The sequence below is a fragment of the Phormidium tenue FACHB-1050 genome, assembly GCF_014696925.1.
In the GTDB taxonomy this organism is placed as follows: Bacteria; Cyanobacteriota; Cyanobacteriia; order Pseudanabaenales; family Pseudanabaenaceae; genus Pseudanabaena.
Map to the genome: position 1 here is coordinate 62,269 of NZ_JACJQY010000010.1, position 24,378 is coordinate 86,646.

The window sequence follows — 24,378 nt, forward strand, 5'->3', positions numbered from 1 at the left end:
ATCAACCTAAAGTGCCTGTTTTTTCATGGTAGGAAATATGGTTTTCAAAGAGTTTTAGTTGTATAGGCGATCTCGTAGGATAACTTAAAACTTTTTGTTTTTGTAGGGATGCCACTATCTCATTAGCGATCGCTTGTACTACAGGAACCACTATAGAATTACCAAACTGTTTGTATGCTCTTGTATCACTAGTAACGATTTTAAATGTCTCAGGAAATCCCATAAGTCGAGCGCATTCTCTTGGTGTCAATCGACGAGGATTTTTACCTACTTGTGGTATGAGAATTTCTGAGCCATCTTTGTAATATCTTGCGCTTAATGTACGTGATATTCCGTTAATATCAACTAATCCATAGCCAAATCCATTACCTTTAGCACGGTGTTTCTCTGCATAATTTTGTAGATACTTCCAAAGATTATCTGTAAGTGTATATTTGTCTTCAACATTAGGTTCCAAGATATCGATAATTTTGGGATTTCTACTTAGTAGAGTTGGAAATCTAAAAGAAATCGGCTCACGAAACCCAACAATAAATATACGTTCTCGATGTTGTGGTACAAGTGCAGCAGCATCAAAAACTTGATAATAAATATAGTATCCAAGTTCTTCTAAAGTTTCTTTAATTACCGTGAATGTTTTACCACGATCATGACTTACTAGATTTTTAACATTTTCTAATAAAAATGCTTTAGGTCTTTTATCCTTAATTATTCTAGCAACCTCAAAAAATAGAGTTCCTTGAGTTGGATGTTCAAATCCATGTTCATTACCGAGAGAATTATGTTTACTAACTCCAGCAATACTAAATGGTTGACAAGGAAATCCGCCAACTAAAATATCATGATCTGGAATTTGATCTGACATAATTTGCGTTATGTCGCCTTGAGGTTGCTCATCAAAGTTTGCACAATAAGTCAGTTGTGAAAATTTATCCCATTCTGAAGAAAAATTACATTTTGCGCCTGCGCTCTCAAAAGCTAGCCGCATTCCACCAATACCAGCAAACAAGTCTATAAATTTAAGACAAGGCATATTTGCAAGTCTCGATAAAAATATTATTTCGACATTATATAACTGCCACCAGACTTATAAGGATCAAAAAGAGAGTTAGTGCTTAGCACTAACTCTCTTTTTGATCCTTATAAATTCAAAACTAATAACGAATCCTCGGATCAATCCAAGCATTGATAATGTCTACGAGAATACTTGCGATCGTGACGATGATTGCAAAAAATACGACGATTCCCTGTACCACTGGATAATCTCGTCCTGAGATCGCCTCAAATAAGCGATTGGCAAGCCCCGGCCAAGAGAAAGTAACTTCAGTCAACACAGCACCACCCAACATCGAAGCCAGTGTCAAACCTAAAATCGTAATTACGGGGATCATCGCGTTTTTGAGAGCATGGTTAAACAAAATTGCTCTGGGATTAAGTCCTCTCGCCTTAGCTGCTTCCACATAGTCCGACTGCAAAGTTTGCCGCAAATTTACCCGCACAATCCGCTCAAAAATGCCGCTAATCACAATTCCTAAACTCGTCGCAGGCAAAATCAAATATTGAATACTTGTCCAAAAATTTTGCCAATCACCCTTAATCAAGGCATCAATCGTATATAGTCCAAACATCCGTACAGGCGGCTCCACACTGGCTGGAAAGCGTGTCCCAATCGGCAACCATCCTAACTGCACTGAGAACACTAATTGCAAGATCATTCCTACCCAAAACAGTGGCAATGAATAGGTAATAATCCCAAACAATCGACCGCCTACGTCCCATTTTGTATTTGGACGCAAAGCTGCCACAATGCCCACGGTTAGACCAATTACTAAAGCTACAATCAGCGCATACAGTGCTAATTCGGCAGTAGCGGGGAAAAAGTTTTTAATAATTTGTCCAACGGTTTGCTCACGGGTACTAATCGATTTGCCCAGATTAAAACGGGACAAATCTTGCATATATTCCCAATATTGTGAAAATAGAGAACCCGTTAGTCCCACCTGTTCACGCAGAGCCACCTTTACTTCTTCAGGGGCGCGAGGACCTAAAATCGCATCAATGGGATCTCCAGGGGTCGCTCGCATCAACAGAAATACGACTGTGGCGATCGCCCACAACATGATCGGTGCGAGTAGCAACCGCGCCGTAATGTAATAAAACAGGGCTTTGAGGCGGCTAGACATAAACTGAAGCTTTACTGTACAAGTTTTTTAACTATAGCGCTTTGCGTTCTAAGCATCCAAGAAATAAAAGCATTGCTTGGCAATGCTTTTATTTCTTTAGGGTAACTGCTCGATTTCTCCCACGTAAGTCCCTAAACCGATCGCCGTGCGAATTAATGTTCCATGAATATCAACCGCACTATATTGCGCGATCGCGTCGGCAATTGGTACATCGATTACTTCACGATTTACCCAAGCCACCATGCGATCGTATTTGTCCTGCGCGACTAAATCTACGGCTGCAACCCCAAACGCTGCGCCGAGGATGCGATCAAGTGGTGACGGCGTACTACCGCGCTGCACATGCCCCAAAACACTGACGCGGCTCTCCATTCCTGTGCGAGTACTGATCTGATCGCCCAGATATTGACCGATGCCACCATAGAGCGTCTGACCAAGACTATTCGTATATTTTACAGGCTCACCTGTGGGGGTTTTTACTGCTTCAGCGACGACCATCGTACTGAAATGAAAGCCACGTAAGGCGCGATTCATCAGGCGATCGCATACTTCATCAAGGTTATAGGGAATCTCTGGGATCAAGACAATATGTGCCCCACCTGCAATCCCTGCACTGACAGCAATATGTCCCGCATCCCGTCCCATTACTTCTAAAATCATCACGCGGCTGTGACTGATGGCGGTATAGGTCAAGCGATCGAGCGCCTCCACAGCTACACTCACCGCCGTATTGAATCCAATTGAGTTTTCGGTTGCGCCCAAGTCATTATCAATAGTTTTCGGCACGGCTACAAGATTCATCTGCCCCTGTTGGGCAAGACGACGCAGGATTGCTAAGCTCCCATCTCCACCAATACCAATTAGTCCATCTAAACCGAGCTTATGATATCCCTCAATCACTTCTTCGGAGCGATCGAGAATTGAGCCATCGGGCATCGGATAGGCAAAGGGATTGCCCTTATTGACAGTTCCTAAAATTGTGCCGCCATAGCGCAGAATACCTGAAACTTTTTTCATATCCAGTAGCTCTGCTTCCACTGGACGATTCATTAATCCTTGAGTTGCGCCTTTAATGCCATAAATCTCTATGTCATAATCACGGGCGCGGCGCACGACAGCTCGAATTACGGCATTCAGTCCGCCACAGTCACCACCACTTGTCAAAATACCAATACGCTTAGGCTTTGTCATAAATCTTGTAATAGTTTCTCAATATTGATCGAGAGTTGAGGCTTGGCGATGCTTTACATCGATTAACCTCAACTTCAACCCTGCGATTCTGCTTTGATACCAACACACAAAATGGCGTAGCCATTTTGTGTGTTTAGATCCCTGACTGGGTTTGGTTTTTAATTTACAAAAGTGTGATGACACTTTTGTAAATTGGTATGACTTATTATCACGACAAGATCTGTGTCGAGATTTTAAATATTTGTGAACTACACCCTTCCCAGTGAAGAATTAGCGTTGCGGCGCGAAGCGCCGCAACGCTAATTCTTCACTGGGAAGGGTGTAAGTAGCTAAGAATTAATTACAAAGCAAAGCCCGTAAAGTTGCGCCCCTGCGGGGCGCAACTTTACGGGCTTTGCTTCACAGGTACTTACGTTTAGCTTTCAGGACAATTACCCGCGAATTATCGGCGAGCAACTCAAACTCAAAAGGGAATGGCGGCGCGAAGCGCCGCCATTCCCTTTTGAGTTTGACGGTAAGAAGCGCTGCGACTAGTATGGAATGTAATAATTACTGATAGGCTCAATAATATCGATGGGAACCAGAGAAATATCAAGAGCATTGCGAAAAGCCTTACTAAAAAACGAACCCATGTCTCTGGCCCTTTATCAAGACAAGCTAGTAGAACATATTGATGAGTGGTATGAAGAGCTAAATGCTGATCAGGAAAACCTTGCTATTGTAATCACCGCAAGGGATGAAGAGGTGGCTATGGTAATGATTGATCAAGATAAAAATATCCATGTGAATGAAGAGGCTAAAGATAAACTGCTGAAAATGTGGACTAAAAACTTCACTAAGAATATGCAGTTCCTGATTCCTGGGATTGCTGATCACATCAATGAGGGTGTTTTTTCTATAACTGGAATTACAGTTGTGAAAGCGCCTAAGCGTTCAAAGGCGATCGGAATGGGCAAAAAGTTTAGTACTTAAGTATTAATATTTGTAGTGTTTTCAGTAGTAAACTTACGCATAGCCAAGCATTTAGCCAAGCATATAAACTCATATGTATCCTACAGATCCTGATTCTAATTCTGAATCTAACAATCAGCGTCCTTCTCTTTTAGTAGAGATTGGTCGTGGTTGGGAATGGGTGGTTTTCTCAGTTAAAGTTTTGAGCCGTGTAGGTGGTCCAGTTGAGATCGCTAAAACTATTTTAAATTCTCTTAAAATCCTAGCTGCTCGCACATTGAAGCAATGGGGATTTGGAGGTAAGTAAATCCATGTTTAAAAATCCTACAGATTATGAATTTACTCAAACCTTAGAGACAAATTGGGCGGTCATCAGGCAAGAACTAGAACAGATTAACCGCGCAGATTTTCTTGATTGGCCAGAAAAGCATCTCTATGGCAAAGGGTGGCAAACTTTTGGCTTATACGCCTTTGGGATGAAACTCAACAAAAATTGCCAAATTTGTCCAGAAACAACCAAGCTGATCGAGAAAATTCCGAATATGGTCACTGCGGGGTTTTCCTCACTTCTCCCAGATACCCATATTGCTGCTCACACTGGCTATCCTGATGGAGTTTTACGCTGTCATTTGGGTTTAGTGGGCTGCGATGGATGTAGTTTGAGGGTGGGCGATCAAGTGCAAGATTGGCAAGAGGGAAAGTGTTTAGTGTTTGATGATACGACTGAGCATGAAGCTTGGAACCGAGGCGATCGCACCAGAGTAGTTTTGCTAATTGACTTCAAAATGACTGATTTGACTACTGACACCCAAAAGATAGAAGATGCAGCAACAGCTTCTAGAAAAGGCTTTTGGCAAAACCTCAAGGTATTATTGTCTGGCTCCAAGTCCGAGTAACCAGATCAACATTTTCTGTTTTATAGCTGCCGTCGATTGTGTTAGGACAAAAACAAAACCCAAGAAGAGAATGGCGGCGCGAAGCGCCGCCATTCTCTTCTTAAGCAACACTTACATTGCTATACCATCTGCTGTAGGTGAGGGTTTTACTGATAAAATTACTTTGTATGGTCAAATTATCGACTAAACCCGCCCTTACTTTTACATGTCATTTAGTTTGCGATCTTTATCAATACATTTTATTAATTATGAATGCTTTAGAGTTCTTCCAAAAAAGTGCAGGCAAATGGAAATCGCAACGCACCACACATCATCTCGCCTTTCGTCGTGCTGAAAAAGGTGGCTCGGAAATTTATGTTAATCCACTCAACGCTGATGATCCAAAGGTAATCGAAATCTGTCAAATGCATGAAGTAGAACCAACCACTGCGATCGGCGGAGCCTATGTTAAATGGGATGGAACTATGGCATGGGATAAAGAAGATGGTGAAAGCCACTCAGGCGAAACTGTCTTTGCACTTGTGCCAGATGATGAGACAGGTCGTAAAGGTAAGCTTCTACGTGAACGCGGCTATGCAGAAATTATGCCTGTGATCGGTCGCTATGAAATCGATGACGAAGAAGCGTTGGTATTAATCACTGATTATCCATCCATGAGTTCCTATGAGCGTTTCTGGTTTCCTGCTCCCAATGTGCGGATGCGAGCAAGTTCGGTAAAGCAATTTGGTGGATTTACGCAGGCGACTTTCTGTACTGAAGTACTAATTGGAGAATCTAATAGTACTGAGATATCAGAAGAGAATAGTCCTGTGGCTCAACCTGCGATCGCTTCAATTTTTGGCTGGTAAAATTGCCCTCACCCCAACCCCTCTCCCTGCGGGAGAGGGGCTATAACACCTAGCGAAATGGCGGAGCGTACATCAAGCCGCCATTTTTCCACAGATCATTTTGTCCGCGTGGTAGTTTGAATGGACTATCTTTGCCAAGATTGCGATCGTAAATTTCGGCATAGTTGCCAACATGTTTAATCACTCGTGCTGTGAAGTCATTGGCAATTCCCGTATCTTTGCCCAAGCTGCCATCAACTCCTAGAAACCTCCGAATTTCGGCATTTTTACTCTGTAATTGCTCGGTAAGATTTGCTGAAGAAATATCCAAATCCTCTGCCTCGATCGCTGCAAAAATAATCCACTTGACAATATCTGACCATTTCGAGTCTCCATCACCGACCGCAGGCGCTAACGGCTCCTTAGAAATCACAAAATCCAAAACCACATGATTCTCAGGATCAGCGAGTCGAGTACGACGCACCACTAGGGCTGAGCGATCTGCCGTAATTGCTGCACAACGTCCTGACTGATAAGCCGCAAAAGTAGCATTCACATCTTCATAAACGACAGGTTTATATGCAAGGTTCCGCTTACGCATTTGGTCGGCTAAGTTCTGCTCTGTGGTCGTCCCTGTTTGGGCGCAAATATCCGCATCCTTAAGATCAGCGATCGCCTTAATATTGCTGTCCTTTCTTACCATCACACCCTGACCGTCATAAAAAACTACGGGCATAAAGGCAAGACGAGAGGCTGTATCTCGGCTTAATGTCCATGTGGTATTACGACTTAACACATCGATTTCACCAGACTGTAAAGCTGTAAAACGTTCCTTCGCATTAAGGTTGCGAAACTGCACAGCTTCAGGATTGTCAAATATTGCCGCCGCGATCGCTCGACAAATATCGACATCTAGCCCTGAATATTTGCCCTCTTTATTGACAAAGCTAAACCCTGGTAACTCGCCACTAACACCACAAACCAATTTGCCTCGACTGAGTACATTTTTGAGACGATTGACGCTGCCAACACTGACTTGATTTGGTTCGGGGATTGGCTCACAGGCGGCTAGGGCAAATAAACATAAACCTGCTAGTAACAAAGCGATCGCCCGTTGCCAGACTGGGCTATGGATTAACTTATACACAAGTCTTTGCCAAAAATGCCAGAAGCCTTGGCGACGGTGACGATTTTGATAATGCATGAATATTTTTTAGATGCTTTTTTGAAAGCATTATAGCGGCTTGTCCCAAAATCCCAATAATTAAGACTGGCAATATGGCGAGATTTGAGTTCGCTTACTCTATCAAGCAATTTTCGAGGTGGCGGATTAGTTTGTATAATGAAATTATAAAGCAATTAATCTAAATAATACATTATATTGTCGGACTGACACGCCATGTGGGTGATTAGCCAGAATTTTTCTGTATAACACCACATATAGGGTGATTAGATCGAAACTTGACTTTCAGCCTATATCCCCTATAGTCAAATTAGACAGAAATTTTTCATCTAATACATAGTTATACCAAAACCGATAAGTCCGTTAAGTTTGTCTGTTTTCATCCAAGATTAGGCACTCAAAAATGATCTGCTTCGTTGTTGAGTTCCGAAAGATTATCAGCGATCGCCAAGACAAATAATTGTTAAGAGATCGAGGTATAACACATCATTGGAGCGGACAATATTCAAAGATTTTAGTTGAGAGCAAAAGACATTTTGCCGCTCAATTAAGCCGTTATACGGCTCACCTCTTTATATTATTCGTGGCTAGAGCTTATATGTATGAGCGATGAGACAGAAATCTTACTCAGACTGCACGAAGATCAATGGACACATGCTAGGCATTCAGAAGATCAGCGAGCAACTGTTACTAATTTGGTCATAACGCTAGCATCAGCAGGAATCGCTTTTATTGCTCAGACAGGGCTAAATCCTACGAAGCTACCAATTACAGTTTTGCTGATTACTCTTGGACTCTACGGAGCTTTCACATCAGAGAAGTTATCCGAGCGATCTCGATACCATATCATTCGGGCAAGGCTTCTACGTAAGCGGATAGACGAACTGTATCCTGATGCAAAAATCGAACAACTTAAGGAAGAAGCTGAAAAGTACCACAAGAATAGAGATTCTTTTCTGTATGATTTTAAACTACACTACTTGTGGTTGGCTCTACACTTAGCTATTTCCCTGACAGGTATTATTCTGACTATCATTGTCCTACGCTAATTTAGGGAATTCGCCACATCTCTGAATTCGTATAATGTGTACGGCAAGCATGTGCGATCGCTTATGATAACAATTTTGATATAGTGCGATCGCCGATCTTGTCGGGTGCATTAATGAAATGTAACGCGCCTTGTTTTGTTTCAGTTTGAGATGCCCTTTACGATACTATTAAAATCCCCAGTGAAAGCACTCAATGACGGAATCCTTGCAGCCTCAATTTGCTGAAGTCCTCACTCTCATCAAAACTGCCCAGCAAAAGGTCATTGCTACCGCCAACCAAGAACTGATCAAACTATACTGGAGCGTTGGTAAGTACATCAGCGATCGCCTAGCTACAAGCGAATGGGGACAAAAAACAATCGAGCAGCTTGCAGCCTTTATCCAAAGTCAAGAACCTGGACTGAAAGGATTTGAAAAGCGCAACCTTGAAAGAATGCGACAGTTTTACGAAACCTATCCCGATTCGCAAATTACGACCGCACTGCGGACGCAATTGAGTTGGACTCACCATCGGATCATCATGTCACGTTGCAAGACTGAATCCGAGCGGCTTTTCTATCTTGAACTCGCTGCTACCGAACGTTACAGCACCCGTGAACTTGATCGCCAAATCAATAGTGGCATCTTCGAGCGTACCCGTCTCGCCGATACCAAACTTTTACAAACGAATCACCCTAAACCACTCGCTGGAATCTTTCGAGATAGTTACGTCCTCGATTTTCTCAACCTACCTTCCAACCACTCCGAAAACGATTTAAAAACAGCACTTGTCTCTTGCCTCAAAGAATTTATCCTAGAACTTGGTCGAGACTTCACTTTTCTTGGGGAAGAATATCGCCTACAAGTTGGCAATAGTGACTTCTTCATCGATTTGCTCTTTTATCACCGTGAACTTCAAAGTCTTGTTGCCTTTGAACTCAAAATCGATAAATTTCGACCTGAATACCTTGGACAACTTGAATTCTATCTCGAAGCCCTTGATCGTGATATCAAAAAACCTCACGAAAATCCAAGCATAGGTGTTCTGCTCTGCCGTGACAAAGACGATGAAGTTGTCGAATATGCCCTGAGCAGATCTATCAGTCCTACGGTTGTTGCAGAATATGAAATCAAACTTATCCCGAAAGAACTTTTGAGAAGAAAACTGAATGAGTTCTATGAATTACTTGCAAGTAAAAGCAAAGATGAGCAATAATTCTGAGTCGGTCTAACACTGCGTTGGAGCTAACTTCTCAAAAGTGATATCTAAAAATAAAAACTTGAGAGCGTCTCAACTAGACCGTTATACTGCCTTTTTTGAAGGCATCATAGCGGCTTGCCAAAAATTCTATAAAAAAAGACTCGCATCGCGAGTCTTTTTGATTAAATACCACCACCTTCAGAAAATCCTTCATATTCTTGAGGTTGTTCAAAATCAACACGGTCATAAGGTGTCAGATGGCGAGGGCGGACATTTTTGAGCAATTCTGAATCAATCAAATAGTTGTTAACGGGATGTAAAGTATGCGCTTCTGCATGTCTTTCTAACTGTTCTACCCGATTAATCAGCGATCTGATGACATCACCTTCAGGATCGGGAACTTGAAAGTGATCGAGAGCCGAAACTTTTACACCATGACGATGCACAATGCGTCCAGGAATACCCACAACGGTGCAATCGGGAGGAACGCATTTCACAACTACTGAGCCAGCACCAATCCGCGAATTGCTACCAATTTCAATATTGCCTAAAACTTTTGCTCCAGCGCCAATAACCACATTATTACCGAGGGTAGGATGACGCTTGCCTGATTGCTTACCAGTACCGCCGAGGGTGACACCTTGATAAATCAAGACATATTCCCCAATGATCGTAGTTTCGCCAATCACCACGCCCATACCATGATCAATAAATGCACCCATGCCAATTTTTGCACCTGGATGAATCTCGATACCCGTAAAAAATCGCGCCATTTGCGAGATCATCCGAGGTAGAACGGGGATGTTTAGCGAATTTAGCCAATGGGCAAAACGATATAACCAAATGGCATGGAGCCCGGGGTAGCATAACAGCACTTCTAGCCAGTTACGCGCAGCAGGATCGCGCTCAAAAATGATAGCGAAGTCAGATCGCAATGTTTTGATAATATTTTTCAACGGTTTAAAAACCCTTTTTTAAATGCTACTGCTGATTTTAAGATCCTAGCGGATATTTTGTATCAAACGTAACTACCCTTTGGAGTGAGTATTTAAGGTTTAGCTAAGTTCCAAAAATTGTTTGGTATCTTGCCAAATGCTGTCTAAGTCTTTCCCAAGGGCGTGATCGTCGTTTCGTAATTTTAAAGTAACTTGCGATCGCCTTTTTGCAAATTCCTCACTCAGAGATGCTGGTACAACGTCATCGTAGATACCATGAAAGATAAGCATAGGTAGCGATCGCGTCAAGTTTTCTTCTGAATATTTCTGAGCATCAACAAAGAATTGAAATTGTAAATTTACATTACGCTTCAGCCCGTAATGGTAAAACTCACGAATTCCATCCTGTTGCCATTTAGTAACATTTTCTGAGCCTAAAGCTTTGGCAATGCGATGACTAAAGCCAAAAGCTGGGGCAAGTAAAATTAACTTCTGTACTAATAGGCTTTTCGCCGCAAGCTGCAAGGCTAAAAATCCACCGAGGCTAGAACCAAGTACGATGATCGGCTCGTTGTTGTAGAGATAGGTGCGATCGAGATAGTCCAGTTGTTCTGAAAGCGTCACTGTCGAAAAATCTGTGAGATTGAGATCGGGAACATGCAAAGTTAGTCCCAGTTCAGCAAACTTTTGCTGCATGTATCGGGCTTTGGTGGACTGAGGACTAGAGGCAAAGCCATGTAAATAGAGGTAGTTCATAAAGTTTTAGAGTTTTCATTTTGCCTTCAGGCAAAATGAAAACTGTTATATTACCAAGCAGGATGTGAAAAGATGGCTTGCATCGTTTTATTACCGCGCAATTGGTTAGATAGTGGCAAATGTCCCCTTGGAGCATCCAGACTCCAAATAAACTCATTGGGATAACGGGTAAAAGATCCATCTTTCTTCCAACCAATCTTTTGCCAAAACTTTTCCCAACCTTTGCCTAGGCTAAGCCAGATTTTACGCTGTACCGAGAAGCCAAACTTACCTTCAGAATAAACTAGCCAAAGTTGGTTAATCGTTTGTAAGTCACTAATGGGAATCGACTTGGCATCGGTGAAATATAACCAACCTCTCGCCAGAGCTGCTGCACCCGCAGCCTCACATAATTTTTTGCTAGTAACGCGATCGGCTTCTTCAAAGTCTTGTTTCGCTAACAAAATTTGAATAGGTTGATAGTCGATCGCCTTTTCTGACTTTAAGGTGACGACACCATCAGGATAATGAATTTGGGCTAGTTCGAGTGCTTTAGGTAAATCGCTTTGCAATAGGGTTTGATGGATTTTGCCATCGATCCATGTCACTTCCGTATTCGCCGCTTTGCGGGCTTGAATAAATTCATCTAATATTTGTAAACCTTCTTCTCCAAGGCTAGCTAATTCGGCGATCGCAGGTAATTGGTTTGCCTCTTTACCTGAAAACAACTTATCTTTTAATGCAGTTAGTTTTGTATCCATCAGAATCTTAAAAATCGCAAAAATCGCACCACTTTGAATTTACACCCTTAACTAGCCCAAAGACTTCAAAAAGCAGCACCCATAGGGTGCTGCTTTTTAAAATTTCAACCAATTAGTCAATGTAGCCCATTAACCCTGCATTGTCGATCTCATTAGAAGCAACAGGTCTAGTCTCACCCATTTGGGAGTAAGTTTCGTCAATCACTAGTCCTGAAGAACCAACAGGACGCTCACCTGCGATATAAAACTTATCGACAATCACAAATCCATCTTCAACGATCGGACGCTCGCCCGAAGACATAAATGTGCTAGTTACATGGACACCACCACTCACAATCGGACGTTCACCGCCCATCGTGGTGTAGGTGCTGCTAATTGCTAACTTGCTAGCTTCGATCGGACGCTCGCCCGAACTGTTGAAATATTCAACTGCACGAAAGCCACCATCAATGATGGGGCGATCGCCATAATGCTTAAGGGTTTCAGTCACAGTTAATGAACCTTTATGTGCGATGGATGCCGCGACGGGTTTAGAGTCTTCTTTCACCGCCAAAGCTGAGATATCCACTGTACCTGTTTTTGCAGTTGTTTCGGCTTCAGTTTTAGCTTTGGTAGGGCGAGAGGACTTTTCTTCAGGCTTGGTGCTTTCTGGCTTAGTGGTTTCAGCCTTCGTTTCGTTACTTGTACTCATGCTTTGCTTTCCTCAAAAATTTTATATTCAAGATATGCTCAAAAACTTTTAATTGGTAATGACGATTACTAATGCAACCATCGCGATCATTAAAAAAACTTCTAAAGCTGTAGCCTTTCTAGTTAATTCTACAGAAAAAGTTAATACTCTAAATATTTTGATAAGTCTTTACAACTAATTCAAAAATATAGCTAAATTGATTGATTCAGTCATATAAAGACTTATACCTCTAATTTACTAGCATTATCTAGGATTTATTACATCTCAAAATACAGTTTATAAAATATGCTAATCTCGCTTAATTCCAATAAAAATACTATATAAAATTTATGCAAACCATAAATACATAAATACTCTACGTGCTGTGCTTGATTAAAAAGTTATATCAACACCTGCTTAATGATGTATTTTTGTCTACCTTTCAATCCACTATATCGATCTTGTTTGATTTTGTTTGTGGTTTAGTAAAGCGATCGCCTCTTCGATACTGATTATTGGGAGTGTCGCACATGCAGAGACTTTCGACGCTAACGCAAATTCGCCAAAGCCAAGTGATGCTGGTTTGAAGAAGGCGATCGTTGAGGATCAAGTCAATGATCAAATTGGCTCACAAGGCTTAAAACAAAACAGCTCTGTGCCAATTGCCCCATCAATTGCCTCAACAGAATCAGCTTTAATTCATAAGCTCAATCAAGATCTTCAAGAACTGAAAGATCTTAGTGCTGACAACAAAAATGCTCAAAACGTCACATCCGTTTCTCAGTTAACCGATGTCCGTCCCACAGATTGGGCTTTTACAGCTTTGCAATCTCTAGTTGAGCGCTATGGTTGCATTGCAGGCTATCCTGATCGCACCTATCGCGGCAACCAAGCAACTAGTCGCTATGAGTTTGCCGCAGGACTCAATTGAGCCTAACGTCAATTTTTCTAACTCCAATGACAGTGAAAACTGACTTCAAAAATCTTAAATCTTAACGATGACAAATCGTTGTCTTCTCAAACTGAGACTCAAAATATTCCTTCAGGTGATCCTAATTCTGTGCCTGTATTTATCCCACCAGTTGTAGTTCCACCACCAGTTGTAATTCAACCACCGCCACCACCACCTGAGCTTCCACCACCACCACCGCCACAACAAGTTTAGAAGCAATATTTTCTAAGCAGCTAAGAAATAATCTGCGAACCTAAGTCCCGCACAGCCTATGTAAAACCCAAAAGAGTAATGGCGGCGCGAAGCGCCGCCATTACTCTTTTGGGTTTTGGTAGAGAATCTGCTCAGTCAAAAATCAATATCACGATAGATTTCAGCGATCGCTAATTCAATATTCACCGACTCTAATAAAATCGACTGGTCTAAACTATCAAAATCACTGTATGACCAACCCTGTGATTGTTTACTATAGCGTTCTACAAATACTTTGTTTTGACGAATTAAGAGATATTCACAAAAGCTAGGAATAGAACGATACATCCGAAACTCATCTGTGCGATCGTATTCCTCAGTTGATGGAGAAAGCACTTCCACAATTAAAAGTGGATTTAAAGCTTCATCTTTGTGATCGCCATTTAGTTGAGGTCTACCATCAAAAATCATGACATCTGCATACACTCCACAACGATAGTCTGGAATCCAGATCCTGAGTTCACTATTAATAACCACGAATTGAGTATTACGCAAAGTGAGATGAAGAAAGGAAAAAATATTGCCCATAACCAAACTGTGGTTAAGTGTTCCGCCAGTCATCGCAATAATTTCTCCATCATGGTATTCACATTTTTCGGTGGATGCTTCAGCGATCGCACGATATTCATCAAGACTGTAGCGGCGTTCAGTGGTAGCAATCATGGGGTTGTACTCTAGCTTTCAAGACCACATTTTTATTGTACTGCGAGGATAAACTAAGGAGCTTAATACCAATTCACAAAAGTGTCGGCACACTTTTGTGAATTGAAAACTAAACCCAGCAAGGGTTTTAAAAACTAAAAATGGCGTAGCCATTTTTTAGTTTTGGGATTAAGCCCCTGATCTCACAAGTCTTGCAAAACTGACAATCATAGAGTTTAATTTATATAAGAAGCCTCAATCATCAGATTTGTAAATGAAAATATTTGTATATCACACGCCTGAGTTAGTGCCTGCTGAAGGAAATCCAGATTGCGCGATCGCTGTTGATATTTTACGAGCCACTACCACGATCGCTACAGCGCTTGCGGCAGGAGCCGAGGGGGTGCAAGTATTCTCTGATATTGATGAGTTAATGCGTGTTAGTGAAGCACATCCGCCAGAGTTGCGAATCAGGGTCGGTGAGCGTGGCGGCAAGACTGTAGAGGGTTGTGATTTGGGGAATTCTCCATTTGACTTTACGCCAGATGTGGTGAAGGGCAAGCGGATTTTTATGAGTACGACTAATGGCACGCGATCGCTGCAAAAAGTCCAAAATGCAAAGAGTGTTTTGGCTTGCGCGATGATTAACCTTGGTTCAGTGTTGAAATATTTGCGCGAAACTAAGCCTGAAACTGTGTGGATTGTGGGTTCTGGTTGGGAAGGTAGTTACTCGCTCGAAGATACGACCTGTGCGGGTGCGATCGCGGCTAATCTCGAAGATGAAGCTGATTTTGGTAATGATGAGGCGGTAGCCGCAGCGACTCTCTATAAAGCTTGGAAGGGAGAGGTTGAGGAATTATTTTATCAAGCTAGCCATGGCAAACGGTTGCTAAAGCTTGACTGCGCTGAGGATATTGCCTACTGTGCCAAGCTTGATGTTGTTGATGTATTGCCCAAACAATCTAGTGTAGGCTTGCTTGTTGCCGCCTAGTATAGCGATTTTCATTTTTCCTGCAGCAAAATGAAAACTCAAAATCTTTATTGGGGTTGATTTTTTTGTTTCCAAATGAGTAAGTACCTGTGTAGAATAAATTACTCAAACCCGTAAGATTTCGCCCCACAGGGGCGAAATCTTACGGGTTTGGGTTTGTAATTGATTATGCCTATCTACTTAAGTACTCATTTGAAAACCGCTATAGTACTAGAGTGTGTAAGCATTAATTTCCCTTGTCGCCATGCCACCGTCTCATTGTTCCTCTCTGCTCATGACTCCCTTGGCAAAACAAGTGGCAAATATTACTGGATCTACGGCAAAGCCAGAACGCCTTACTCCTCCACTGAAATGGGCTGGCGGTAAGCGTTGGCTAGTGCAACATTTGCAGCATACTTGGCAAAAACATAGCGATCACCGTTTGGTAGAGCCATTTTGTGGGGGATTGGCGATCGCTTTAGGACTACAACCTCAAAAAGCCTTGTTAAATGACATCAATCCCCATGTAATCAATTTCTATAAATGTTTGCAAAAAGGCTTAAAACTGGAAATTGAGACTGAAAACATACGTGAGTTTTACTACGCTCAGAGAATAGAATTTAATCGCTTAATCCAATCTGGTGAAGCAGACACACCAAAAGCTGCACAACTATTTTATTATCTCAATCGCACGGGCTATAACGGGCTTTGTCGGTTCAATCAGAAAGGAGGTTTTAATGTTCCTTTTGGGAAATATAAAACCATAAATTACAATCCAGATTTCTTGGCATATAAACCCACACTTTCCCAATGGAAATTTACAAATGTAGATTTTGCGAAGATTACCATTACTTCCAATGATCTAATTTATGCTGATCCTCCCTACGACGTTGAATTTCGGCAATATTCTAAAAATGGCTTTGAATGGTCAGAGCAAGAGCGCTTAGCGAACTGGCTAGCCAATCAAAGCTGTCCTGCGATCGCATCTAATCAAGCCACTGATCGCATTCTTTCACTCTACAAAGATTTGGGATTTGAATACAAAATTCTCGATGCGCCAAGGAGAATTAGCTGTAACGGCGATCGCGTCCCTGCCAAAGAAATGCTTGCCTATAAAGGATTTGGGAAGGGATTTGATTGGGAGCTAGAACTATCATGAGTCTTCGGAATACGGAAACTGGTGCGGTTTTAGAACAGATGGTATTGCATTCTCTAATTTATGGCGGCTATCTCTATCAGTCACAGCAATACATTGGCAGTCGCCCAGGGGGAGGAAAACATAAAATTGATGTGGTGGCAAATCGTGGCGATCGCAATGTTTTAATTTCTCTCAAATGGCAACAAGTGGGAGGTACTGCCGAGCAAAAAGTTCCCTTTGAAGTAATTTGTTTAATGGATGCAATGGAGCAAAACCCCAATTATCAAAAGGCTTATTTAGTCCTTGGCGGTGAGGGCTGGACTTTGCGTGATTTCTATATATCGGGAGATTTGCAGCAATATATTCCCTATGGCGATCGCGTGGAGATTGTCACCCTTGAGAGATTTATTATGAAAGCAAATATGGGGAAACTTTAAATTAATCAAAACACTTCCTGCCATGCAAAAGTCACATCAGGAAAAGCAAGCATTGAAAATGTATCGTTCTGTTCGTAACGCTGCATCCGTTTATATCCTAATACCGATGGTTGCGAATATCCCTCAATAATTTTTCTGTTCACATCAAACAACCACATCTCAGGAATTCCTGCCGCAGCATAAAGTGGGCTTTTGATTTCGCGATCATAGGTGATCGTGCTATCGGCAACTTCAATGATTAGCAAAATATCAACAGGCGTTGGCAAAGAATTTTCATAAAAATCATTACGAGGTTTAAGAATTGCGAGATCGGGTTGTGGCTCTGAATTGTCAGCTAGACGAATTGGGTTTTGTACTGAAGCTATTATGCGATCGCCCAATTTCTTAGTAGAGAGAGTAACCAGACGATTTACACAAGCAGCGTGTTTTCTACCAATTGGGGACATTTCCGTAATTTCTCCGTTAATTAATTCGAGGCGATCGCCTTCAGCAAAAACACCAGCTTCATGCATCAGATGATATTGCTCTGTTGTAAATTTGTGTGTAAGTAATTGAACGGGCATAAAATTTATCTCCTTAATTACAAGTACATTTTCGCAATCTATAGTGACTCCCGAAGCGCGGCATTATAGATTTAATTTAGCGAAACCCTAGCTCTATATAATAATTTCTCGCCTTGCCTATAACCCACATATCGCACGATCGCCATAGCTCCTATTTCGGTCTCATCACTTCCTTCCATTAATTGATGCTGTTGTGGATCATAGGGAACTTCTACACCAACGGAACCGATCACCGTAATTCCCCATTTTTGCAAGAGCGCATCAATAGGGCGCAACAATGGCAAGATATTTTTGGCTAGCATATTCGGATTACTTTGAGCCGCATAGACCGCTGATGGTAATTGCAAAAGTAGAGACTCTAATTGATGAATGGTTTCTCGTTCAAACTGCGATCGCAACTCTTGGGTTTGCTGCTCAAATTTTTGCTGTAACCGTTGATATTCTTCTCGCAAAGCCGAAACCTCTGAAATTGAGGCTTCTGAATTGCTTGGCTCACTAATAAACTTAGTAATCAGTTCATTAACTTCAATTTGCAGCACTTCTGCTAACTTCACTAAATCGGTATATTTTAAAGTTGCCGCGTTGCCTTTACGCAGCGTATCGATTGCCCGACGTGACATTCCTGTGCGATCACTTAGTGATTGGAAGCTAGTTATACCAGCTAGATTCATCAAGTGACGTAATATTTCAGTGCGATCGTCCATAGCCTGATTTAATAAACTAATAAAGAATCCATTTTGTGTGTGGGCGGCTTTGCCGCCCACACACAAAATGATTCTTTATTTTTATTGTACTATCATCATCTTTCTAGCTCTTTGAATAATTACCTGTTCTATGCCTAATAAACTTGGATTTTGGTTGATTTGGATTTTATTTGGGGTTTATGCATTCATCTTTGCACCGCCTGATAGCCCCGACACATTGGCGTTAATCCAAAAGCTGATCGCAGGTGACTGGCAAGGGACAAATGCTTATATTGTGGCGCTATTTAATTTGATGGGCGTTTTTCCCTGCATTTATGCCTGTATGTTAGCCAGCGATGGACAGGGGCAGAAAATACCAACTTGGTTATTTTCGTTACTCTCATTTTTAGTAGGAGCCTTTGCGCTGTTGCCCTACTTTGCTTTGCGTGAGCCAAATCCAACCTTTGTTGGTAAAAAAGGTTGGAATATCAAAATTTTAGATTCGCGTTTTGCAGGTATTGGGATTAGTGCGATCGCCCTTTACTTTTTAGTGTACGGATTCGCAAATGGTAATGGGGCTGATTTTATCCAGCAATGGCAAACCAGTCGATTTATTCATGTGATGAGTTTAGATTTTTGCATGTTGTCGCTGATGTTCCCTTGGTTGCTTAGTGATGATATGGAAAGACGCGGTATGACTGATGATCGCTTCTTTTCATTTATTGCGCTTATCCCTCTAATTGGTGCATTAATTTATCTATGTTTGCGATCGCCTTTAATTGAGAGCGAACAAGAGGCAACTGCTTAAGTACCTGTGCAGGATAAATTACCAAAGGGGGTATGCCTCTGCGAGGCGCACCCCCTTTGGGCTTGTACGGCTATATTATTTGTTTGGAACAGATGGTGTGATAAAGTGCGATCGCTTAGGCAAGGAAACAATTAACCCAAGAGAGAGTTGCGGCACGAAGTGCCGCAACTCTCTCTTAGGTTTAGCTATAGATGTTCAGTAAAATGTCTGATGCTACAAATTGATCTTTTGAGTTAGGGTTGAGCAAGTTTTTCAGGCTCTGATTGATATATGTCATTGTTACAATTACGATCACAGATCAATTATTTGCCCTCCCGATCCGAGGATAAATAAAATTGATGAGCGCAACAAATGAGGCAAATCAGTCACAGGTCAACCTTGTTGCTGCATTCCAAGCTGCACAGGATATTTCACGAGAGTTAAATGTTGATAAGTTAGTTAGTCTGAGTCTTTCAGCATTACTAGAGTTATCGGACGCACAATCAGGTGTTGTAATTTTAGTTGATGATCAAAAATTTACGATCGCTGCCATGATTTCTGAGCGATCGCCAAACTTAGAAATCCCTCAGAACCTGACTCTTGCTAGTGCGGATGCTTCTAGTTTACCAATATTAATGGTGCGCCATACCCTCGACAATCGCACAGAAACCATCTGGAATCAAAATAGCCCTGATCCACATTTTGCTGATGATCCCTATTGGTTAACGCATTCTCCACAAGCAGGGCTATGCATTCCCCTATGCGAGGATGGTGAACTAATAGGAGCAATTTATTTGGAAGATCGGGTCAGCCAAAAACTACTACAGACTGATTACTTACAAGTTTTACGATCGCTCTGTCAACAACTAGCTATTTCACTGGTGCGATCGCATGAATTCTCTAATATTAACCAGCACAAAGAATTTGAAGAAGCTTTAAAACGCAGTAACTCACTTCTGACAGCCCAGCGTGAAGCCTCTGTTGATGGAGTGTTAGCAGTAGATGAGCAAGGACGGATTGTTAGCTATAACAATCGATTTTGTGAATTATGGCAAATTCCTGAATCAGTTCTCCAATCTGTGGAGTATGGAGGATTGCTGAGCCTCTTGCAACATCATCTCCAATTGCCTGATGGATTAGTGGAAGCCCTTGAAAATGCCTATGATTCTCCTGAGAAGTATACTCAACGAGAAATTTATCTTGCCGATCGCCGTGTGATTGATTGCTATTCGGGACAGGTGCATTCTCCCGATGGGAAGTTTTATGGGATGGTTTGGTACTTTCGTGATGTCACAGAACGTATCTGCATACTTCAAGAACTGCGAGCTGAACAAGAACGTTCTGAGCGGTTATTGCTGAATATGTTGCCTGAGAAGATTGCCAAAAAACTCAAACATAGCCGCGCCTCAATGGCGGATGGATTTGAAGAGGTATCAGTTCTATTTGCGGACATTGTGGGCTTTACTGAACTTTCTTGCAATATGTCACCAGTCCAGTTGGTCGGTCTGCTGAACCGCATTTTTTCGATGTTTGATAATTTGTGCGATCAATACAAACTCGAAAAGATCAAAACCATTGGTGATGCCTATATGGTGGTGAGTGGATTGCCTGAACCAAGAGCCGATCATGCGGCGGCGATCGCCAATATGGCTCTCGATATGCAAAAAGCAATCTCTCAAGTTAAGTCCCGTGAAGGTATCCAAATTTCGATGCGAATTGGCATTAATTCGGGACCAGTCATTGCTGGTGTGATTGGAACGAAAAAGTTTATTTACGATCTCTGGGGCGATACGGTCAACGTCGCTAGTCGGATGGAGTCCTTGGGAACGCCGAAGTCGATTCAGGTTACCGAGGGTACATATTTACGGTTACGCGATCAGTTTAATTTTGAGCAACGTGGTTTGATTCCTGTCAAAGGCAAAGGCGAAATGATGACCTATTGGCTAGTTGGGAAAGTCAATTAAAGTCAGTTTGTTTGATCTCAAAGCTCTGTATGACTTCTATATGAAGAGAGTAATGAAATCTTGCTAGAATGAGATGAGGAAATATTGACATGAGCATATGAAGTTTATCAGCCCTAAAACTGATTTTGCGTTCAAGAAAATCTTTGGCTCTGAACAAAGCCATGATGTCTTGATCAGTTTTTTGAATGCAATGATTTACAACGGCGATCGCAGAATCTCGCAATTAGAAATTCTCAATCCTTATTTAACTCCGCGCATCCGAGGTGTTAAGGATACTTATCTTGATGTCAAAGCCAAGTTGGATAATGGCACAAGCGTAATTATTGAAATGCAAGTATTGAATATCGAAGGATTTGAGAAGCGGATTCTCTACAATGCTGCAAAAGCTTACTCGATTCAACTTGGTATCGGACAATCTTACTCGCTCCTAAATCCAGTAATTGCGCTTACGATTACTGATTTTGTGATGTTTCCCGAAATAAATCAATTGACTTCTCGGTTTATTTTAAAAGAGAAAGACTTTTTGATTGACTATCCCATCTACGATTTGGAACTTGTATTTGTCGAGTTGCCAAAGTTTGATAAAGCGCTCATAGAGCTAGAAACCTTGGCGGACAAGTGGTTATATTTCCTCAAACACGCAATCGATTTAGATGTTGTACCAGAAAGTATGAATCTAGTACCAGAAATTAAGCAAGCCTTTGAATTTGCGAGAGAAGGAAATCTCTCACCTGAAGAATTAGACGAATTAGAACATCAGGAGTTTTTTATCCAAGATCAACATAATGCGATCTTCAAGGCTCTGAAACAAGGCAAAACAGAGGCAAAGCTAGAAATGGCTGCAAAATTGCTGGATCTGCTTGATGATGCTGCCATTAGCCTTGCGACTGGAATGAGTTTGCCAGAAATAGCGAAATTGAGAAGTATGCGATCGCAAAATCAATAATTCTTCGTCTTGAGACTGTCTAAGGATGCACTAGCCATGCTCTTTGAATTGGCTGCACGATCGCCTGTACTAGTGGCGACAACCGCGCAATATCTTGTAAACCTTGCTCCGTCTGGACATTGATCCCTTGTTTATAAATGCTATAACCCTTAGTCCGCGCCACCCGAATCCCACAATAGTACTTAGGTTCTAGCCCTTGAGAAATTAGTTTCTCGCGCCAACTTTCGAGACTCTCTTGTTGCTGAATGTCATCCAAATGCGAAATATCAGTAGCTCGGAATAAATCGCGATCTAAAAAACGGCGGCATAAATCCGCAAGGGTGCGATCGCTACTATCGCGCCATCGATGCATATGATAGGCAAACACGGTGTCATCAGAGGCGAAATATTCTTCACAGGTAAGCGATTGCGGATCTTGCGTTAGCCAAGCCATTATTGTGCGATCGCTAAATATTTCTCCCGTAGAAATTAAAATCTTAGCCCTCCGAAAAATCCTTTCTAACAAAAATCTTGCCGCTAGGTTTTTAGGATGGTTGTATACCTGCAAATACATAAAGTAGCGCACCGTCAAATAATGCTCGATCGCTACCATTCCCTTGCGCCCAATCACTAAGTTCTGCGAAATTGGATCAAAACGTAGAGCTAACAAAATACGATCCAGATCCAACTGCCCATATTTAGCACCCGTGAAATAACTATCACGTTCTAGATAATCAAGGCGATCGCAATCGATTTGACTAGAAACCAGCTGATAGATTAATGGCACTGCATATTTTTTGGTAAATACCTTTTCTAATTCAGTAATTAAGTCCGTCGAAAAGTTATTGAGAACCTCCGCAATTTTGCCGAACTTTAATAATCGTAAAGTCCATATTTCATGATTACTCCCAAACACTTCTTCCGATGCATGGCTATAGGCTCCATGCCCAAGATCGTGGAGCAAAGCCGCAACTAAGACAACTGTCCGATGGATTGTCAGGTAAGGATATTTAGTGGCGATCGCATCAAAGGCGCGACGGGTCAAAGCCATTACACCTAGAGAATGGGTGAATCGCGAACCCTCAGCCCCATGAAATGTAAAGTAAGCAATATCAAGCTGGCGAATCCGTCTCAAACGCTGGAATTCAGGTGTATCAATTAGTTGAATTAGTAGAGACTCTGTGCGATCGTTGCCATCAAGAGTAATCGCGCCATGGATGGGATCGTTATAGGTTCGAGACTTGCCAAATAACATAGAGTTTAGACGTGCTGTGATACAAATCACATTGCACTGATTACAGATATCATAAGTTAATAAGCAGACATATGATTTTGACATCTGCTTTTTGCCTTAGTCTTTTGACAATGTTTCCAACAATTTTCAAAAAACAATGTAAACAGATTCAAAATCCGAGGTTCTGCTCAATGGGCTGAGCGGTTACTGCTTTCTTAGATTCATCAAAGTATTCTAGGGAAGTAATAACGTAACAACAGAAATAAATAGTTGCTACTTAAAGCTTATCTACACAAGCCTAGGTAGTATGAAGAATACAATGAATTATGGTAGTTTCGTTTCTATTGCACAACTAACTGATATTCATCTATTTGAAGATATCAAACAGTCTCTGGTTGGCATCCAAACAGAAGCCTCTTTTCAAGAGGTTTTAATTAATGTTAAAAGAACCTTGTCGCAGATTGATTTATTGCTTTTGACAGGGGATTTGACTCAAGATGGTAGCGCCACCTCCTACGATCGCTTGCGGCGATCGTTGGATAAGTTTGGGATTCATTCCTATTGCTTAGCTGGTAATCATGATGATTTGTCCTTAATGCAAACCCATTTACCTAGCGAATACGTTCACCTCAGCCGCTCTCTAGATGTTGGTAAATGGCGAATTTTGTTACTTAGCTCGGTTGTCGTTGGCGCAGTACATGGATACTTAGCACCATCAGAATTATTATGGCTAGAAGATACTCTTAACGCATATCCTGATCGCCCTACTTTAATCGCCTTTCATCATCCTGCTGTACCACTTGGTTCTAAATGGATGGATGGTATTTGTTTGGAAAATCAAGATCAATTCTGGGAAATATGCGATCGCCATCCGCAAATAGAAGTTGTCTTGAATGGACATGCCCATCAAGACTTCGATCAAGTTTATGAAACCCCCCATAATTCGGTACGTTGTTTAGTTACTCCTTCAACTTGTATTCAGTTTGAGCCACAAAATCCCAATTTCCAAATTGACAGTCAACCGCCTGGGTTTCGCCATTTACGTTTGTATCCCAACGGTGTAATGGAAACAGAAGTCCATCGTCTCAAAGTTGGCAGTTTCCATCCTGATCTCGCAGCGATCGGCTATTAAAATTACAACCTAGCGACATCAACTGAATCATTAACAAAACCCAATATTTATGTTGAGAGTGTTGCAAAGCAACACTCTCAACATAAATATTGGGTTTTATTTCAGCGCAAAGCACTGTAGGATAAAAAATCGCTAGTT

At 41.7% G+C, this 24,378-nt stretch carries 26 protein-coding genes and 1 pseudogene; 15 read left to right on the forward strand and 12 right to left on the reverse strand.

The window, feature by feature from the left end; translation table 11 throughout:
* Position 1: 1 nt before the first annotated feature.
* The 3 genes from dcm to H6G05_RS08615 all read right to left on the reverse strand — a co-directional run bounded on the left by dcm (position 2) and on the right by H6G05_RS08615 (position 3,374).
* Complete coding sequence (gene dcm, locus H6G05_RS08605) at positions 2-1,033, reverse strand: DNA (cytosine-5-)-methyltransferase (protein WP_190577782.1); 1,032 nt, start codon at positions 1,031-1,033, stop codon at positions 2-4.
* Positions 1,034-1,154: 121 nt separating this feature from the next.
* Positions 1,155-2,183, reverse strand: coding sequence for an ABC transporter permease (locus tag H6G05_RS08610; RefSeq protein WP_190577783.1), 1,029 nt, complete (start codon positions 2,181-2,183; stop codon positions 1,155-1,157).
* 96 nt (positions 2,184-2,279) lie between these two features.
* A complete protein-coding gene (locus tag H6G05_RS08615) occupies positions 2,280-3,374 on the reverse strand; it encodes an ATP-dependent 6-phosphofructokinase (RefSeq protein ID WP_190577784.1) in 1,095 nt (364 codons plus the stop codon).
* Positions 3,375-3,947: 573 nt separating this feature from the next.
* Here H6G05_RS08615 and H6G05_RS08620 point away from each other — a divergent pair.
* The 4 genes from H6G05_RS08620 to H6G05_RS08635 all read left to right on the forward strand — a co-directional run bounded on the left by H6G05_RS08620 (position 3,948) and on the right by H6G05_RS08635 (position 6,069).
* Positions 3,948-4,346 (forward strand): hypothetical protein, encoded by a 399-nt coding sequence (locus H6G05_RS08620; protein ID WP_190577785.1) that lies wholly within the window; start codon positions 3,948-3,950, stop codon positions 4,344-4,346.
* Positions 4,347-4,419: 73 nt separating this feature from the next.
* Complete coding sequence (locus tag H6G05_RS08625) at positions 4,420-4,632, forward strand: hypothetical protein (protein ID WP_190577786.1); 213 nt, start codon at positions 4,420-4,422, stop codon at positions 4,630-4,632.
* A gap of 4 nt (positions 4,633-4,636) precedes the next feature.
* The gene (locus tag H6G05_RS08630) at positions 4,637-5,221 is read left to right on the forward strand and encodes an aspartyl/asparaginyl beta-hydroxylase domain-containing protein (protein ID WP_190577787.1); all 585 of its coding nucleotides are present in this window, start codon (positions 4,637-4,639) and stop codon (positions 5,219-5,221) included.
* A gap of 248 nt (positions 5,222-5,469) precedes the next feature.
* Positions 5,470-6,069: a phycobiliprotein lyase gene (locus H6G05_RS08635; RefSeq protein WP_190577857.1), complete on the forward strand. Its 600-nt coding sequence runs from the start codon at positions 5,470-5,472 to the stop codon at positions 6,067-6,069.
* Positions 6,070-6,118: 49 nt separating this feature from the next.
* Here H6G05_RS08635 and H6G05_RS08640 read toward each other — a convergent pair whose 3' ends face one another.
* A complete protein-coding gene (locus H6G05_RS08640; protein ID WP_190577788.1) occupies positions 6,119-7,252 on the reverse strand; it encodes an amino acid ABC transporter substrate-binding protein in 1,134 nt (377 codons plus the stop codon).
* Between the two features lie 581 nt (positions 7,253-7,833).
* Between H6G05_RS08640 and H6G05_RS08645 the strand changes: the two genes are divergently transcribed.
* Together H6G05_RS08645 and H6G05_RS08650 are read left to right on the forward strand one after the other, a co-directional pair.
* Entirely contained in the window at positions 7,834-8,280 is a 447-nt protein-coding gene (locus H6G05_RS08645; RefSeq protein ID WP_190577789.1) for a hypothetical protein, read from the forward strand.
* Positions 8,281-8,473: 193 nt separating this feature from the next.
* Positions 8,474-9,475 (forward strand): PDDEXK nuclease domain-containing protein, encoded by a 1,002-nt coding sequence (locus H6G05_RS08650; protein WP_190577790.1) that lies wholly within the window; start codon positions 8,474-8,476, stop codon positions 9,473-9,475.
* A 167-nt stretch (positions 9,476-9,642) separates the two neighbouring features.
* Here H6G05_RS08650 and cysE read toward each other — a convergent pair whose 3' ends face one another.
* The 4 genes from cysE to H6G05_RS08670 form a co-directional block, all read right to left on the reverse strand.
* Entirely contained in the window at positions 9,643-10,416 is a 774-nt protein-coding gene (gene cysE, locus H6G05_RS08655; protein WP_199310395.1) for a serine O-acetyltransferase, read from the reverse strand.
* Positions 10,417-10,515: 99 nt separating this feature from the next.
* Positions 10,516-11,151: an alpha/beta hydrolase gene (locus H6G05_RS08660; protein ID WP_190577791.1), complete on the reverse strand. Its 636-nt coding sequence runs from the start codon at positions 11,149-11,151 to the stop codon at positions 10,516-10,518.
* Between the two features lie 50 nt (positions 11,152-11,201).
* On the reverse strand, positions 11,202-11,891 hold the full coding sequence (locus H6G05_RS08665) for a GUN4 domain-containing protein (RefSeq protein WP_190577792.1): 690 nt from the start codon (positions 11,889-11,891) through the stop codon (positions 11,202-11,204).
* 112 nt (positions 11,892-12,003) lie between these two features.
* Positions 12,004-12,582 (reverse strand): hypothetical protein, encoded by a 579-nt coding sequence (locus H6G05_RS08670; RefSeq protein ID WP_190577793.1) that lies wholly within the window; start codon positions 12,580-12,582, stop codon positions 12,004-12,006.
* Positions 12,583-13,324: 742 nt separating this feature from the next.
* Here H6G05_RS08670 and H6G05_RS25805 point away from each other — a divergent pair.
* A pseudogene (locus H6G05_RS25805) lies at positions 13,325-13,489 on the forward strand (iron uptake porin); the annotation flags it as partial.
* Positions 13,490-13,570: 81 nt separating this feature from the next.
* Positions 13,571-13,726 (forward strand): hypothetical protein, encoded by a 156-nt coding sequence (locus tag H6G05_RS08680; RefSeq protein ID WP_190577794.1) that lies wholly within the window; start codon positions 13,571-13,573, stop codon positions 13,724-13,726.
* 135 nt (positions 13,727-13,861) lie between these two features.
* Here H6G05_RS08680 and H6G05_RS08685 read toward each other — a convergent pair whose 3' ends face one another.
* Positions 13,862-14,428: a Uma2 family endonuclease gene (locus H6G05_RS08685; RefSeq protein WP_190577795.1), complete on the reverse strand. Its 567-nt coding sequence runs from the start codon at positions 14,426-14,428 to the stop codon at positions 13,862-13,864.
* 253 nt (positions 14,429-14,681) lie between these two features.
* On the opposite strand from H6G05_RS08685, the gene H6G05_RS08690 reads away from it, so the two are divergent.
* From H6G05_RS08690 to H6G05_RS08700, 3 genes are all read left to right on the forward strand, one after another.
* The gene (locus H6G05_RS08690; RefSeq protein WP_190577796.1) at positions 14,682-15,398 is read left to right on the forward strand and encodes a 2-phosphosulfolactate phosphatase family protein; all 717 of its coding nucleotides are present in this window, start codon (positions 14,682-14,684) and stop codon (positions 15,396-15,398) included.
* 244 nt (positions 15,399-15,642) lie between these two features.
* Positions 15,643-16,536, forward strand: a complete 894-nt coding sequence (locus H6G05_RS08695) for a DNA adenine methylase (protein WP_190577797.1) — start codon at positions 15,643-15,645, stop codon at positions 16,534-16,536.
* On the forward strand, positions 16,533-16,952 hold the full coding sequence (locus tag H6G05_RS08700) for a PD-(D/E)XK nuclease superfamily protein (protein WP_190577798.1): 420 nt from the start codon (positions 16,533-16,535) through the stop codon (positions 16,950-16,952). Before H6G05_RS08695 ends, H6G05_RS08700 begins: the two co-directional genes overlap by 4 nt.
* A 5-nt stretch (positions 16,953-16,957) precedes the next feature.
* On the opposite strand, the gene H6G05_RS08705 is transcribed toward H6G05_RS08700, so the two are convergent.
* Together H6G05_RS08705 and grpE are read right to left on the reverse strand one after the other, a co-directional pair.
* Positions 16,958-17,515: a Uma2 family endonuclease gene (locus tag H6G05_RS08705; RefSeq protein WP_190577799.1), complete on the reverse strand. Its 558-nt coding sequence runs from the start codon at positions 17,513-17,515 to the stop codon at positions 16,958-16,960.
* A gap of 71 nt (positions 17,516-17,586) precedes the next feature.
* On the reverse strand, positions 17,587-18,219 hold the full coding sequence (gene grpE, locus H6G05_RS08710; protein ID WP_190577800.1) for a nucleotide exchange factor GrpE: 633 nt from the start codon (positions 18,217-18,219) through the stop codon (positions 17,587-17,589).
* 130 nt (positions 18,220-18,349) lie between these two features.
* Between grpE and H6G05_RS08715 the strand changes: the two genes are divergently transcribed.
* From H6G05_RS08715 to H6G05_RS08725, 3 genes are all read left to right on the forward strand, one after another.
* Positions 18,350-19,006, forward strand: a complete 657-nt coding sequence (locus H6G05_RS08715) for a DUF2834 domain-containing protein (RefSeq protein ID WP_190577801.1) — start codon at positions 18,350-18,352, stop codon at positions 19,004-19,006.
* A gap of 338 nt (positions 19,007-19,344) precedes the next feature.
* Positions 19,345-20,949, forward strand: coding sequence for an adenylate/guanylate cyclase domain-containing protein (locus H6G05_RS08720; protein ID WP_190577802.1), 1,605 nt, complete (start codon positions 19,345-19,347; stop codon positions 20,947-20,949).
* 97 nt (positions 20,950-21,046) lie between these two features.
* Positions 21,047-21,895, forward strand: coding sequence for an Rpn family recombination-promoting nuclease/putative transposase (locus H6G05_RS08725; protein ID WP_190577803.1), 849 nt, complete (start codon positions 21,047-21,049; stop codon positions 21,893-21,895).
* Between the two features lie 19 nt (positions 21,896-21,914).
* Here the strand turns inward: H6G05_RS08725 and H6G05_RS08730 are convergent, their stop codons facing one another.
* A complete protein-coding gene (locus H6G05_RS08730) occupies positions 21,915-23,213 on the reverse strand; it encodes an HD domain-containing protein (protein ID WP_322096343.1) in 1,299 nt (432 codons plus the stop codon).
* Positions 23,214-23,415: 202 nt separating this feature from the next.
* Between H6G05_RS08730 and cpdA the strand changes: the two genes are divergently transcribed.
* Positions 23,416-24,240 carry a 3',5'-cyclic-AMP phosphodiesterase gene (gene cpdA / locus H6G05_RS08735; RefSeq protein WP_242025341.1) on the forward strand — a complete coding sequence of 275 codons (825 nt, stop codon included), beginning with the start codon at positions 23,416-23,418 and terminating at the stop codon, positions 24,238-24,240.
* Positions 24,241-24,378 lie beyond the last annotated feature (138 nt).

What these genes read in the sequence shown, in the direction of transcription:
- dcm (WP_190577782.1), bottom strand. Translation starts at nt 1,033, where the DNA reads ATGCCTTGTCTTAAATTTATAGACTTGTTTGCTGGTATTGGTGGAATG.
- H6G05_RS08610 (WP_190577783.1), bottom strand. Translation starts at nt 2,183, where the DNA reads ATGTCTAGCCGCCTCAAAGCCCTGTTTTATTACATTACGGCGCGGTTG.
- H6G05_RS08615 (WP_190577784.1), bottom strand. Translation starts at nt 3,374, where the DNA reads ATGACAAAGCCTAAGCGTATTGGTATTTTGACAAGTGGTGGTGACTGT.
- H6G05_RS08620 (WP_190577785.1), top strand. Translation starts at nt 3,948, where the DNA reads ATGGGAACCAGAGAAATATCAAGAGCATTGCGAAAAGCCTTACTAAAA.
- H6G05_RS08625 (WP_190577786.1), top strand. Translation starts at nt 4,420, where the DNA reads ATGTATCCTACAGATCCTGATTCTAATTCTGAATCTAACAATCAGCGT.
- H6G05_RS08630 (WP_190577787.1), top strand. Translation starts at nt 4,637, where the DNA reads ATGTTTAAAAATCCTACAGATTATGAATTTACTCAAACCTTAGAGACA.
- H6G05_RS08635 (WP_190577857.1), top strand. Translation starts at nt 5,470, where the DNA reads ATGAATGCTTTAGAGTTCTTCCAAAAAAGTGCAGGCAAATGGAAATCG.
- H6G05_RS08640 (WP_190577788.1), bottom strand. Translation starts at nt 7,252, where the DNA reads ATGCATTATCAAAATCGTCACCGTCGCCAAGGCTTCTGGCATTTTTGG.
- H6G05_RS08645 (WP_190577789.1), top strand. Translation starts at nt 7,834, where the DNA reads ATGAGCGATGAGACAGAAATCTTACTCAGACTGCACGAAGATCAATGG.
- H6G05_RS08650 (WP_190577790.1), top strand. Translation starts at nt 8,474, where the DNA reads ATGACGGAATCCTTGCAGCCTCAATTTGCTGAAGTCCTCACTCTCATC.
- H6G05_RS08660 (WP_190577791.1), bottom strand. Translation starts at nt 11,151, where the DNA reads ATGAACTACCTCTATTTACATGGCTTTGCCTCTAGTCCTCAGTCCACC.
- H6G05_RS08665 (WP_190577792.1), bottom strand. Translation starts at nt 11,891, where the DNA reads ATGGATACAAAACTAACTGCATTAAAAGATAAGTTGTTTTCAGGTAAA.
- H6G05_RS08670 (WP_190577793.1), bottom strand. Translation starts at nt 12,582, where the DNA reads ATGAGTACAAGTAACGAAACGAAGGCTGAAACCACTAAGCCAGAAAGC.
- H6G05_RS08685 (WP_190577795.1), bottom strand. Translation starts at nt 14,428, where the DNA reads ATGATTGCTACCACTGAACGCCGCTACAGTCTTGATGAATATCGTGCG.
- H6G05_RS08690 (WP_190577796.1), top strand. Translation starts at nt 14,682, where the DNA reads ATGAAAATATTTGTATATCACACGCCTGAGTTAGTGCCTGCTGAAGGA.
- H6G05_RS08695 (WP_190577797.1), top strand. Translation starts at nt 15,643, where the DNA reads ATGCCACCGTCTCATTGTTCCTCTCTGCTCATGACTCCCTTGGCAAAA.
- H6G05_RS08700 (WP_190577798.1), top strand. Translation starts at nt 16,533, where the DNA reads ATGAGTCTTCGGAATACGGAAACTGGTGCGGTTTTAGAACAGATGGTA.
- H6G05_RS08705 (WP_190577799.1), bottom strand. Translation starts at nt 17,515, where the DNA reads ATGCCCGTTCAATTACTTACACACAAATTTACAACAGAGCAATATCAT.
- grpE (WP_190577800.1), bottom strand. Translation starts at nt 18,219, where the DNA reads ATGGACGATCGCACTGAAATATTACGTCACTTGATGAATCTAGCTGGT.
- H6G05_RS08715 (WP_190577801.1), top strand. Translation starts at nt 18,350, where the DNA reads ATGCCTAATAAACTTGGATTTTGGTTGATTTGGATTTTATTTGGGGTT.
- H6G05_RS08720 (WP_190577802.1), top strand. Translation starts at nt 19,345, where the DNA reads ATGAGCGCAACAAATGAGGCAAATCAGTCACAGGTCAACCTTGTTGCT.
- H6G05_RS08725 (WP_190577803.1), top strand. Translation starts at nt 21,047, where the DNA reads ATGAAGTTTATCAGCCCTAAAACTGATTTTGCGTTCAAGAAAATCTTT.
- H6G05_RS08730 (WP_322096343.1), bottom strand. Translation starts at nt 23,213, where the DNA reads ATGTCAAAATCATATGTCTGCTTATTAACTTATGATATCTGTAATCAG.
- cpdA (WP_242025341.1), top strand. Translation starts at nt 23,416, where the DNA reads ATGAAGAATACAATGAATTATGGTAGTTTCGTTTCTATTGCACAACTA.